Origin of the sequence: Nonomuraea jiangxiensis (genome assembly GCF_900099965.1) — a bacterium.
GTDB lineage: Bacteria > Actinomycetota > Actinomycetes > Streptosporangiales > Streptosporangiaceae > Nonomuraea > Nonomuraea jiangxiensis.
In genome coordinates, this window is record NZ_FNDJ01000003.1 from 271,551 (window position 1) to 284,286 (window position 12,736).

Consider the following 12,736-nt stretch of genomic DNA (forward strand, 5'->3'; position numbering starts at 1 on the left):
CCGGCGGCCCCCGCGTAGCCTGAGCCAATGCTCCGCCGCTCGCTGCGCGTCGTCCTGGCCCTGGTCGCCCTCGGTTTCCTCGGCTACGGCCTGGCCCTCAACTGGGACGAGACCACCCGAGCCGTGGCCGCGATGTCACCCTGGGCGGTGCTGGGGGCGTTCGCCGCGGTGCTGCTCGGCCAGTTCTTCATGCTGGTGGCCTGGCGGGAGATCCTGGCGGGGCTGGGCACGCGGGTGCCGTTGCGGGTGGCCGGGCGGATCATGTTCGTGGGGCAGCTCGGGAAATACATCCCGGGGGCGGTCTGGGCGTACGCGGCGATGATGGACCTCGGGCGCGACCACGGCAGCCCGCCGCGGCGCACGTTCGCGACGATCTCGCTGGGCCTGGTGATCAACCTGGGGGTGGCCATCTCGATCGCCGCCGTGGCCCTGGGCTCGCAGGAGGTGGTACGGCAGGCGTGGTACCTGGTGCTGCTCGTGCCGGTGATCATCGTCTGCCTGCACCCCAAGGTGCTGACCTGGGGCCTCAACCTGGCGCTGCGCATCGCCCGCAAGGAACCGCTGGAGAGCGTGTTGCCCGGCCGGACCGTAGTGCTCGCGGTGGCGTGGACCACGCTCGGATGGCTCGTGTACGGCCTTCACACCTGGCTGCTCTCCGGCCGCCTGGACCTGTACTTCGGCGTCTACTTTTTGGCCACCGGGGCCTACGCCTTCGCCTGGGCCACCGGCATCCTCACCGTCGTCGTCCCGGCCGGGGTCGGGATCAGGGAGGGGGCGCTGGTGCTGGTGTTCGGCCCGATGATCGGCACCCCGGCGGCGCTCGCGGTGGCGATCGTGTCGCGGCTGGCGTTCACGTTGGGCGACGCGACGGCCGCGGGCGTCTCGTTCCTGCTCGGCCGTCAGGTCGCCAGCAAGGTGCCCGCGTACGCCGACCAGAACGGCTCCGGATCGACCGCCTTGACGCCCGACCGCAACCTCTCGGGCTCGCCCGAGGCGTAGAACCGCTCGATCGCCCGCCGCAGCTCCCCCACGTCGCCCGGCTCGACCAGCAGCCCGTCCACGCCGTCGGTGACGTGGTCGGCGAGCGCGCCGACCCGGGTGGCGATCACCGGCACGCCGTGCTCGTGACCGAGCCAGACGTTCTGGCTGGCGGTGGCGCTCCGATAAGGCAGCACGAGCGCGTCGGCCGCGGCGAACAGCCTCGGCACGTCCTCGGCGGCCACGTAACCGGGCCGCAGCTCCACCCGGTCACCGATGCCCAGCTCGGCGACCAGCGCCTTCGTCTCGTCGAGCCCGCCCCAGAACTCGCCCGCCACGGTCAGCCCGATCCCCTCGGGCAGGGCACGGAGCAGCAGGTCGAGCCCCTTGTACGGGCGCACGATCCCGAAGAACAGCAGCCGCCGGTGCACCTGGGTGGACTTCTCGGCGTTCGTCGAGGGCAGGTGCGGCGGCAGCCCCGCCACCCGGACCGGCCTGTCCGTGAGCCTCCTGGCCAGCTCGGCCTGCGGCTCGGAGTGGGCCAGCGCGCCGTCGACCCGCTTGAGCAGCGCCCGCATGAGCGGCTCGTCGTAGGGCTTGCGCTCGTGCGGCAACACGTTGTGGCAGAGGGCAACTGTCCTGACTTTTCGCCCTATCCCGTACAAAATCCCCAAATATGCGGGGACTTGGACCGGGCTCATCACCACGAGCACCACCAGGTCCGCCGTCCGCGACCGCCGCCCCGCCGCCACCCACCCGTCGGGCCGCCGCCAGTCCAGCCGCCGTTCGGTCCTCGGAAAGGGCGTTCCCTCCGGCGCCGAGATCGTCTGCTGCCCCGGATAGAGGAACGACGGATATTGCGCCCGCCACGACTCGATCAGCACGTCGTGCCCGAGGCCCGCGAGCCGGTGCGCCAGCTCGGTGGTGTGCTGCGCCCCGCCGCCCTTGTACGGGTAGGTCGGGCCGACGATCACGATCCGCAAGGGTCACTCTCCCCGCGAGCGCACGATCAGGTCGGCGAGCAACGCGACGGACCCGATCAGCAGCCCGGACAGGAAGATCATGACGGTGTTCGCGGGGAAGTAGAAGGGGTGCTGGATCATGTCCCAGACGCCCTTCACGAACCCGATGCCCACCAGCCACAACGCGGGCGGCATCAGCACCTTGAGCGGGTTGAAGTACATGATCATCCGCAACACCTGGAGGATGTAGCGGTAGGCGTCCGACACGAAGCTGAACTTCGACTTCCCGGCCCGCTTGGCGTAGTCGATCGGCACGTAGTGGACGTCGTGCTGGTTGGACAGGAACGACAGGGTGATCGTCGTCACACAGGAGAACCCGGGCGGCAGCAGCCGCAGATAGGGCCGGGCCACCGACTTGCGGAAGGCGCGCAACCCGGAGTTGAGGTCGGGGATCTTCTGCCCGGCCAGGATCTCGGCCACCTTGCGGATCACCCACTTGGCCGGCACCCGCAGGAGCTTGTGCGAGCCCTCCTCGCTGGTGCGCGCGCCGACCACCTGGTCGATCGCCGGGTCCTTGTCCAGGATCTGCACCAGCTCGGGGATGCGCTCGTTGGGGTAGGTCATGTCGGCGTCGGTCCACACGACGATCTCGCCCCTGGCCTCCTGGGTGCCGATCCGCCGCACGGTGCCGGAGCCGCCGTTGCGGTGGAACGCGCGGATGCGCAAGTTGGGGTAGTCGGGCGCGGCCTGCCTCAGCCTGGCCAGCGTCTCGTCGGTGGAGCAGTCGTCCACGGCAACGAGCTCATAGGTGTAGCCGCTGGAGTCCATCGCCTTGGTGATGCGCTCGACCTCGTCGATGACATGGTCCTGCTCGTTGTAGCAGGGCAGGACGATAGTGACGTAAGGGGCTTCATCCACGTCAGGTCCACTCTTGGAGGTCTCAAGCGTGCTCACGGGGGTCGAGGTTACTCTGCCCACCGTAACGCCAGGTCCACATCGCCGCAGCGGGAACTCCCACTTTCAAGATCATTCACTTTGCCACGGCCAGCCAGACGTTGATCCGCAGCGACCACGTGCCGTTCGGCGCGTCGATCAGCGAGCGCTCGTCCTGGCGCGTGACCAGGCCCATGACCTGCGTGGCCGGCCCGTACGGCGCGACCTGTCCGGCCTCGGCGGCCAGCACGACGGGCACGCGGCCGGCGGCGCGCACCCGGCCGATCAGGCGGCGCACCTCGGCCTCCGGCGCCGTCTCCGCGGTCCCGCGCTTCACCTTCGCCGCCGGCCGGCCGCACATCCCGCGTACGAGCTGGGTCAGGCGGTCGCCGGTGACCCGTTCCACGATCAGCACCGAGGCGTCGGCCGGGATGCGGGCGCACATGGCCTCGACCGCCGCCGCCTCGCCCCGCTCGACCGGCGTGAACGCGGTGCCGATCGAGGTCACGGCCGGCGGCACCAGGACGAGCAGCACGGCGGCCGCCACGCCCCACCGCCGCCGGCGCTCCGGCAGCCGGTCTCGCCACCGGTCCAGCGCCCAGGTGGCGAGCAGGATGAGCCCGGGGATCACGATCGGGACCAATCGGCGGGCGGCCCACGGGTGGTCGGGGGTGATCTCGGGCCGGATCAGCGTGGTGACCGTGGTCCAGCCGACCATCGCCAGGGGCAGCAGCCACTCGAAGGGGGTGCCGTCGCGCAGCAGCCGGCGCACCAGCAGGGCGGCCGCGATGGTGGCCAGCACCACCACCGGGAGGCCGACGTACCAGACCACCCAGTGCAGGGAGTTCTCGAAGTACAGGCGGGTGCCGTCGAGCGGCAGGCCGTTGGCCCGCTGGGTCTGCTCGATCATCTTGGCCGTGCGCCGGTCGTCCTCGTTCATCGGGTACCGGGTCACGAGCTGGAACCACGGGCGCGCGTACAGGGCCGCCATGAGGGCCACGACCGCCGCGGCGCCGGCCGTGGGCGTCCAGCGGGGCAACCGGAGCCGGGACAGGGCCGGGGCGGCGACCGTACCGGCGAGGGTGAGCACGAGGACGGCGCCGCAGATGAGCAGCAGCGGCCGAACCGATCCGGACAGATAACTCAGATAGGGGCGAGCCAATAGGTACGCCGCGAGCAGCCCCACACCGGTACCCACGACCAGGCCCGCCAGCAGCGGCGGCCCCAGCGCCGCCCGCGCCCTGGCAGAGCGGCGCATCGCGATCAGCAGCCCGGCGAAGGCCAGCACCGGCAGCACGTCACGCAGCCCGTCCACCCTGACCAGCACCGCCAGCCCGGACACCAGCCCCGCCAGCAGCGCGCGCGCCCGGCTCTGCCCGGCCAGCGCGTCGTACGCCAGCGCCAGCCCGCCGAACAGCAGGATCAGCGACGGGATCTCGCTGAACGTGGTGCGCGAGGTGTAGAGGATCGGCAGGCTCACCGCGAACGCGAGCGCCGCGGGCACCGCCCAGCGCGCCCCCGCCAGCCGCGCCACCACGCCCGCCAGCGTCAGCACGGCCAGCGCGCCCAGCAGCGGCGGCATCAGGAACGGCGCGCCCAGCCAGTCGCCGATCGCGAACAACATCGGCGGCCCCGGCATGAACTGCGGGGTCACCCCTCCGTCCGCCGGGTAGAACCCGACGCTGGCGAACTCCAGCCATCGATCGGCCCCGCCGAACGCCTGCGCCTGGGCGGGAACGGGCAGCGAGCCGTGGCCCGCGATCCAGGCGGCGTACTGGGCGTAGGTGGCGGGATCGCGCCTGACCAGCAGCTGCTCGGAGTGCATGACCAAGTTGAACGCCCCGGCCGCCACGGCCACCGCCACGACCCCCGCGACCTGCGAGGGAGTGGCCGCCGGCACCTTGCCGAGCCGCCGCGTGCCGGCCCAGCACAGCAGCCCGGCGGCGGGCAGCCCGAGCAGCACCAGCGGCACCGGCGCGAACCAGCCGAGCAGCAGCAGCGGCAGCCCCGCGAGCATCCAGCCCGCCACGGCCAGCGCGGGCACCACCGAGATCGCGGCCAGCACGCGGCCAGGTCGTTCGAGGTCCATCGGTGAGTGAGCGTATCCAACGCCGGCCCCCGGGACTGCCGGTGGCACGGGCTCCGCGCAAACGCGGGTAGCGTACGAGCGACCGCGGCTAGCGGGCATTTGCACTGACGACGTGCCGGAGGAGCGGGAGGACGTGCGGGTGATGGCGGAGGTGCCCGCGAGCACCGGCCGTGGCAGGCGTCGGCTCCCGCGCGAGCCCCATCGCCTGCTGCGACGGCTCTCGTTCGATTCCCGCGGCCCGTCGCGGCGGCGCGCGGACGATCGCGCGGGCGATCGTCGGGGCCTGGTGCGGCGGCACGGGTGGTTCGTCGCGGTGCTCGCCCTCGGCACCGTGCTGCGCGCCCTGGCGATGCTGGGCTACCGGCCCGCCCTATGGTTCCCCGACACCTACACCTACGTCGTCACCGTCTTCAGGCCCCGCCCCGACCTGGTGCGCCCGGCGGGCTACTCGATGTTCCTGAAGCTGCTGGAGCCGTTCCACTCCTTCGGCGTGGTGACGGCGGTGCAGCATCTGCTCGGCCTGGCCACCGGGGTGCTGATCTACACGGTGGCGCGCCGGGCGCCCGGGTGGGTGCGGACGCTGGCCACCGTGCCGGTGCTGCTCGACGCCTACCAGATCGAGCTGGAGCACCTGCTCGTCTCGGACACGTTGTTCATGTTCCTGGTCGTGGCCGCCGTGGCGCTGTGCATGACGGCGCGGCCGGCCACCGTCGCCGCCGTCGGGCTGCTGCTGGCCGCCGCCACGCTCACCAGGACCGTCGGCCAGCCGCTCGTCGTCGTGGCGGCGGCCTGGTTCGTGCTGCGCAGGCGGGTCGGCCTCGCCGGGGTGCTGGTGGCGGCCGCCCTGGTGCCGATCCTCGCCTACGGCGCCTGGTTCTACGGCACCTACCAGCGCGTCGGCCTCGTGGGCGCGAACGGCGCCTTCCTCTATGCCCGCACGATGTCGTTCGCGGACTGCGCCAGGATGGATCCGCCGCCCGACCTGAGGGTCCTGTGCGATCCGCGCCCGCCAGAGCGCCGCCCGCCATCCCAGGAGTACATCTGGGCCAAGGACTCCCCGCTGGTGCTGCGCCCGGGGATCACGTTCACGAAGGAGAACGACGACCTGGCGGCCAGGTTCGCGACGCTGGCGATCACCAGGCAACCGCTCGACTACGCCGCCTCGGTCCTGAGCGAGCTGGGCCGCACGTTCACCTGGGAACGCGCGATCTATCCGGATCCTGAGATCTACGGTTACTACCAGTTTCCGGCCACCCCACCGGGACCACCTGGCCGCTATCCCGCACAGGTCGGCGCCGAATATGCCAAGCTCTACGAGCAGGGTGCGATCGGCACGGAGATCGTCGAGCCTTACGCCGGATGGCTGCGGGCCTACCAGGGCATGGCGCGGCTGCCCGGTTCGGTGCTCCTGGCGGTCCTGCTGGTGCCCCCGGTGGCGGCCATCGCGCGCAGGCGTGACCGCCTGCCGGGCGACGGCACGGGCAGCAGGCGCCGCCCGGGCGTGCCGGCCTGGCTGGTGCCCTGGTCAGTGGCCGTCGTGCTGCTGGTCACACCGGCCGCCGCGGCGGAGTTCGACTATCGCTACGTGCTTCCCGCCGTACCCCTGGCCTGCTTGGCGGCGGCCCTGAGCATCAGGCCCGACGTGCTGGGACAGCCCGGAAGCAATTGAAAGAGTTTGGCGATGATATTCCACCCAATGTCCGGCTCTGAGTATGCTTTGCCGCGGAAACATCACGCCTGGGTCACGGCCGTTCCCCACGGTCAGGTTGCCAGGCACGCTGTACGTGACCCAGTCTCGTGGCGCGTAGCGACCAATAGTGCCGTCGCCCGGCAGGCGTTGCCGACGCGCCAGGCGCTCGAAGTGAGGCTAGGGGGCGTATGAGCGACCACCGGATCGCGCCACCAGTGGACCCCGCGTACGATCGCAGGGTCGCTCCCACCCAGCCGGGCAGCCGGATGGCGCGCAGGCAGGCGGCCGCCGCCGCGCCCCCGCCGCCCCCCTACGACAGGCCCCCGCGCAGCCACCGTGGCGGCGGCGGCAAGCCCGGCGGCCAGAACAAGATGCGCGTGCTGGCCTGGGTCAGCATCGGCCTCACCACCGTCATGGTCGCGGGCGCGCTGACCGGATACACCGTCTACCGGGACGCCTTCGGCAACATCAAGCAGAAGAGCGTCAAAGAGGACATCATCAACCCGCGCCCGCCGGACACCGGCGCGCTCAACGTCCTGCTCGTCGGCTCCGACACCCGCGCGGGCAAGGGCAACGCCCAGTACGGCCAGCAGCTGGCCAGGGAGGCCGACGCGGGCGGCAAGCGCACCGACACGATCATCCTGCTGCACATCTCGCCCAACCGGGACCAGGCGCGCCTGATCAGCTTCCCGCGCGACTCCATGGTGCAGATCCCCAAATGCCGGAACGAGACCACCAAGCAGGAGATGCCGCCCCGCCGCGACATGATCAACTCGGCGTACAACTCCGGCGGCATCGCCTGCACGATGTCCACGATCGAGACGCTCACCGGCATCCGGGTCAACCACTTCGTCGAGGTCGACTTCAGCGGCTTCAAGAACATCGTGGACGCGCTCGGCGGCATCGAGATCTGCCTGAAGTCCGGCGTCAACGACCGGGCCTCCAAGCTGGTCCTGCCCCCGGGCAAGAGCCTGCTGAACGGCGAGAAGGCGCTGGGCTACGTACGCCTGCGCCACTACGGCGACGGCAGCGACATCCAGCGCATCCGGCGCCAGCAGATCTTCCTGAGCAAGGTCGTCGCCAAGGCCACCAGCAGCGCCCTGCTGACCGACGTGGGCAAGCTCAGGGACTTCATCGCGGCCGCGGCCGGATCGGTCACCATGGACCCCGAACTGGCCAACGACACCGAGCAGCTCATCGAGATCGCCATGAGCGCCAGGGAGCTGACGGCCAGCGGCGTCAAGTTCACCACGATCCCGTGGGTCCCCGACCCGCTGGACAAGAACCGGGTGGTGTGGAAGGAACCGGACGCCCAGGAGCTGTTCACCGCGATCAGGACCGACACCGAGGTCACGAAGAACACCGCCCCGAGCCCCAGCGCGAGTGCCAGCGCCAAGCCCAAGGTCACCGTCAAGCCCGAGCAGGTCAAGGTCGAGGTGCTCAACGGCACCAAGACCGTGGGCAAGGCCCGCGAGGTCGCCGACCAGCTCGCCAAGGAGGGCTTCGCCGTCGTCAGCGTGGGCAACTACGAGGCCCCTGGCGGTGTCAGCCTGGCGAACAGCGAGATCCACTACGCCAAGACGGGGGCCACGGCGCCCGGCCAGGCCGACACGCTGGCCGGCTCGGTCCTGCCCAAGCCCGCTCCCGCGGCCGGCAAGGTCAAGGCCGTCAACCCGCAGCCGTACACGTGGACGCAGGCCGGGGTCGCGCCGAAGGGCGCGCCGGTGGTCCAGCTCCTCGTGGGCGAGGACTTCAAGTCGGTCAAGGTCACCAAGCTCCCCGACAGCGTCGAGAACAACAGCATCACCGCCTCTCAGCAGAAGAACGTCTGCACCTGAGCCTCAAAGTTCGCTGTGTATGCGGGCCTTCCGGCCCGGCTTCGAGAGACAGGAGCCCGCGAGCGGGATAATGTGTTGCGGGTCGGCGACGCAGTGCGACGCGGGCCGCGAGGTCATCCGCTGGGCGTGTCGCCGGCGTGTTCCCGGCCCTCTAACGAAGCTGAGCGACTCCCCTGTGTCTGACACCAGATCCTCCTCACCGGTCACGCCCCGACGGAGCGCCGAGGAGGGGGGCGGGCCTGCTCAGACAGGAGCCCGCTGGCCGCTGCCGGAAGAGGCCTTCTGGAGCGAGGCCGCCGATCCGCACGGGGTCGCGCCGGGTCAGCGGACCGATGAGTCGGCGGCCGAGCTGACCGCTCCCCAGCGGGCGATCCCGGCCGCGGGCCGGCCGGAGCGGCCCGAGGCCGACCCCGAGCCGGTGGCGGAGGCGGAGCCGCCCAAGCGCAAGCGCGACCCGTTCCTCGACAACGTCAAGTTCCTGCTGATCGCGCTGGTGCCGATGGGGCACTCCCTGGTGCCGACGCTCGCCGCGGACTCCTCCAGGGCTCTCTACGTCTTCATCTACACCTTCCACATGCCGCTGTTCGTGTTGATCAGTGGCTACCTGTCGCGCAATTTCTGGAACTCCAACGCGAAGACCAACAAGCTGGTCGACACGTTCCTCGTCCCGTACGTGATCGTCGAGGTCGGCTACGCCGTGCTCCGCTACGCGCTGGGCCAGAAGTGGAGCCTGACGATCATCGACCCGGCGTGGCTCAACTGGTACCTGCTGGCGCTGCTGTTCTGGCGCCTGTCCACGCCGGTGTGGAAGCGGATGAAATATCCGGTCCCGGTCTCCATCGCCATCTACCTGTTCGCCGGGCTCTCCGCGATCTCCGGTGACTTCAGCATGGACCGCTTCTTCGGGCTGATGCCGTTCTTCGTGATCGGCCTGGTCATGCAGCCCGAGCACTTCGAGCTGCTCAACCGGCGCTGGGTCAAGATCCTCGCGGTGTTCACGCTCGTGGCGGCGGCCGCGGTGGCGATCCTCGTCGCGCCCCACACCAAGCTCGCCCCCTTCTACTACAAGGCCAGCTACCACTCCATGGACCTGTCCTGGTACATGGGCATCGGCCTGCGCACCGGGCTGCTGATCTGCGGGCTGGCCATGTGCTTCGCCGTCCTGGCGCTGGTGCCCCGGCGCGACACGTGGTACACCGACCTCGGCACCCGTACGCTCTACTGCTACCTGCTGCACGGCATTCCGGTGCTGATCGCCAAGGACCAGGGCTGGCTGTCGTTGCCGTGGCTGTACGGGCCGCTCGGCGTGCTCGCGATCTGTGCCACGTGTTTCGCGCTGGCGATCGTCCTGTGCCTGCCGGTGACCCGAAACGTCTTCAAGTGGGTTCTGGAGCCCCGGCTGACCTGGCTCTATCGCCGCCCCTCCCGAAATTAAGCAGCCGTTCTGCCAGGATTAACGCCTTTGACCTGGTAAGCGCGGAGCATCGACACATGCGCGCATGTGTCGCCACGACCGTCCATCACCCTGAGGATGCCCGGATCATGCACCGGCAGATCAGGGCGCTGCTCGACGCGGGCCACGAGGTGACCTACGTCGCGCCGTTCACCTTCTACAACGTCACCCCCGTCATGGGGCTGACAGCCGTGGACGTGGCACACCACGCCCCCTTCGGCAGGGCCCGAGCGGCCCTGAGACGCGGTCTGCGGGACGCGGACCTGCTGATCGTGCATGACCACCGGCTGCTGCGGGCGCTGCCCTACCGGCGTCCTCCGGTCGTCTGGGACGTACGCGAGCAGGTGACGCCCCGCCGGCTCGCCCACGCGACGCGGCGCCACCGGCTGATCAGCCCGGCGGACGTCCCCGAGGCGACTCTAGTGTCGCCCAGCCCGCCTCCTCCCGGCGACACCAGGGTCGTGCACATCGGCCGGCTGTCGGCCGAGCGCGGCGTGACGGAGCTGATCGGCCTGGCCGAGCGCCTGGTCCCGCACGGCGTGCGGATGGACCTGATCGGCGCCGCCGCCCCCGACGTGCGCCCGCTGCTGCGCGACGCGCAGCGGGTCGGGCTGCTCGACTGGTTCGGGTACGTGCCCCTCCGGCACGCCCTGCGCATGGCCGAGGGCGCGCTGGCCGGCCTGTCGCTGGCCGCCGACACGGTCAGGACGGCACCGACGAAGATCATGGACTACATGGGCCGCGGGCTGCCGGTGATCACCACTCCGCAGGGCGCCGCGCTGGTGGAGCGCGCCGGGTGCGGGCTCGTGGTGCCCCAGGACGTGGACGCGGTGCTGAACGCCGTACTGGACCTGAAGGAGGACGCGGCACGGCGGGCCCAGCTGGGCGCGCTGGGCCACGCGGAGGCCCGCCTGCACCACCACTGGCCGGACCACGCGGCGGCCTTCGTCAGCCGCGCCGAGTCGTGGGCCGGGATCCCCGCCCACGCCCTGGCCGTGTAGGACTGCCGAGGCCGAGGGCCACGACGGAGGATGCCGCCGGTCCAGGGCGAGGCTCATACCTGGACGAAGCCGGGGCAGGAATGGTCACGCGGCTTGGAGGTTGATGTACTGGGGTTATGGCATCGCATCTGATCCAGGGCCGGACGCTGGGCATGCCGGTGCGGGTGAGGGACGCGGAGGTCTGCAGCGCCACCTTCCTCGTGCGTGCCGACGCCGCGCGGGCGGTGATCGCGTACTCCGGCCTCGACGTGACCGAGGCGTTTCCAGGCAAGGCCGTCTGCGTGCTGGTGTTCGCCGACTACCGCGACGGGGACCTCGACGCCTATCACGAGTTCGGCATGGCGTTCCTGGTGCGCCCGCCGGGCGTGCGGGGCTCCACGGGGCCGGCCGACCTGCGGCAGGCCGGGATGTTCGTGCACTGGTTGCCGGTGGACCGGCCCTTCACGCTGGAGGCGGGGCGGGCGTTGTGGGGGTTCCCCAAGGAGCTGGCGGACATCGAGTTGCGGCTCGCGTCGCCGTACAAACGGTGCATTCTCCGTAAGGACGGCAGGCTCGTGCTGGACCTGCTGATCAAGCCGGGCGCGCCCGTGCCGGGCCTCACCGCCCTGGCGCCACCGCCGGCCTACACCCACCAGGACGGGGTCACCCGGCGCATCGCCTGGTCCGCGCGTGCCCGCAAGGTCAGGGCGCGGCCCAGCGGCGCGCTGATCCGGCTCGGCAACCATCCCATCGCCAAGGAGCTGAGCGAGCTGGGGCTGCCCAGGCGGGCGGTCTTCAGCTCCACGATCGCGCACGCCGCCCTGACCATCGGCGAGGCCGAGCCGGTCTGAGGTCAGCCGATCGGGACCGCCGGAGCGGCCGAGCCGGACGATCGGACCGCCGGAGCGGGCCTGAGGTCAGACGATGGGCGGGCGGCCGAGCTTGACCATGCGCCAGGCCGTCCGCCAGGCCATCGGCCGGCGCTCGCCGGCCGGGGTGCGCAGGCCCTCGATGAAGCCGGAGAACCAGGCCCTGAGCGAGGCCCCGCCGCCGCGCTCGCGGGCCACCGTGAGCACCACCCAGTTGGTCAGGTAGAGGACCGCCAGCGGCCAGGGCAGGTTGCGGCGGGCCAGCCAGACCCGGTTGCGGGCGTTGAGCCGGTAGAACTCGGTGTGCCGGGTCGGCGGCACCTGCGGGTGATACATCACCGTGTCGGCGTCGTATTCGATCCGGTAGCCCTCGCCCAGCAGCCGCCAGGCCAGGTCGGTCTCCTCGTGCGCGTAGAAGAACCGCTCCGGCAGGCCGCCCACCTGGAGGAAGGCCGAGCGCCTGATCGCCGAGGCACCGCCCAGGAACGTCGTGACGGGCGAGGAGCGCTGCGGATCGCCCGCGCGCAGGCGGGGCACGTGACGGCGCTGGCCGATGCCGCCCTCGGGGTCCATCACCCGGAAGGAGATCACCGCCAGGTCCGGCTCGGTAGCGAAGCGCTCGCGGACGTGGGCGACGACCTTCTGGTTGCCGTACCAGCCGTCGTCGTCGAGGAACAGGACGACGTCTCCGGAGCACTCCTGCACGCCGCGGTTACGGCCTGCGGGGATGCCCGTGTTCTGGTCGAGCCGGATCGACTTCACGACCGCGGCCGACCCCTCGGGTGGCGTCGCCGAGAGCTCGGGCACGTCGGCGCCATTGCCCACGATCACGACCTCGACATCGCCGTCGATCTGGTTGAGGGCGGACTCGACTGCCCGGTTCAGCTCCGCGACCCGGTTGCCCATGGTGAGGATGACGCACGAGATCTTCAACGAATCATCGT

10 protein-coding genes are annotated in these 12,736 nt (G+C 71.0%); 6 read left to right on the plus strand and 4 right to left on the minus strand.

Annotated elements, in window-relative coordinates:
- The first annotated feature begins 27 nt into the window (after positions 1-27).
- Positions 28-999, plus strand: coding sequence for a lysylphosphatidylglycerol synthase transmembrane domain-containing protein (locus tag BLS95_RS07530; RefSeq protein WP_090930148.1), 972 nt, complete (start codon positions 28-30; stop codon positions 997-999).
- Here BLS95_RS07530 and BLS95_RS07535 read toward each other — a convergent pair.
- The 3 genes from BLS95_RS07535 to BLS95_RS56750 form a co-directional block, all read right to left on the minus strand.
- Positions 900-1,961 (minus strand): glycosyltransferase family 4 protein, encoded by a 1,062-nt coding sequence (locus BLS95_RS07535; RefSeq protein ID WP_090930149.1) that lies wholly within the window; start codon positions 1,959-1,961, stop codon positions 900-902. The genes BLS95_RS07530 and BLS95_RS07535 overlap by 100 nt on opposite strands.
- Positions 1,962-1,964: 3 nt before the next feature.
- Positions 1,965-2,894 carry a glycosyltransferase family 2 protein gene (locus tag BLS95_RS07540; protein WP_090930150.1) on the minus strand — a complete coding sequence of 310 codons (930 nt, stop codon included), beginning with the start codon at positions 2,892-2,894 and terminating at the stop codon, positions 1,965-1,967.
- 76 nt (positions 2,895-2,970) lie between these two features.
- A complete protein-coding gene (locus tag BLS95_RS56750) occupies positions 2,971-4,962 on the minus strand; it encodes a hypothetical protein (protein ID WP_090930151.1) in 1,992 nt (663 codons plus the stop codon).
- Between the two features lie 112 nt (positions 4,963-5,074).
- Here BLS95_RS56750 and BLS95_RS07550 point away from each other — a divergent pair, with 112 nt between their 5' ends.
- The 5 genes from BLS95_RS07550 to BLS95_RS07570 all read left to right on the plus strand — a co-directional run bounded on the left by BLS95_RS07550 (position 5,075) and on the right by BLS95_RS07570 (position 11,774).
- Positions 5,075-6,631 carry a hypothetical protein gene (locus BLS95_RS07550; protein ID WP_245764906.1) on the plus strand — a complete coding sequence of 519 codons (1,557 nt, stop codon included), beginning with the start codon at positions 5,075-5,077 and terminating at the stop codon, positions 6,629-6,631.
- Between the two features lie 209 nt (positions 6,632-6,840).
- Positions 6,841-8,490 carry an LCP family protein gene (locus BLS95_RS07555; RefSeq protein WP_090930152.1) on the plus strand — a complete coding sequence of 550 codons (1,650 nt, stop codon included), beginning with the start codon at positions 6,841-6,843 and terminating at the stop codon, positions 8,488-8,490.
- Positions 8,491-8,665: 175 nt separating this feature from the next.
- Complete coding sequence (locus BLS95_RS07560) at positions 8,666-9,925, plus strand: acyltransferase family protein (RefSeq protein ID WP_176993063.1); 1,260 nt, start codon at positions 8,666-8,668, stop codon at positions 9,923-9,925.
- Between the two features lie 56 nt (positions 9,926-9,981).
- Positions 9,982-10,944, plus strand: a complete 963-nt coding sequence (locus tag BLS95_RS07565; protein WP_090930154.1) for a glycosyltransferase — start codon at positions 9,982-9,984, stop codon at positions 10,942-10,944.
- A gap of 116 nt (positions 10,945-11,060) precedes the next feature.
- Positions 11,061-11,774: an acetoacetate decarboxylase family protein gene (locus BLS95_RS07570; protein ID WP_090930155.1), complete on the plus strand. Its 714-nt coding sequence runs from the start codon at positions 11,061-11,063 to the stop codon at positions 11,772-11,774.
- Between the two features lie 66 nt (positions 11,775-11,840).
- On the opposite strand, the gene BLS95_RS07575 is transcribed toward BLS95_RS07570, so the two are convergent.
- Entirely contained in the window at positions 11,841-12,725 is an 885-nt protein-coding gene (locus tag BLS95_RS07575) for a glycosyltransferase (protein ID WP_090930156.1), read from the minus strand.
- Between the last annotated feature and the right edge of the window lie 11 nt (positions 12,726-12,736).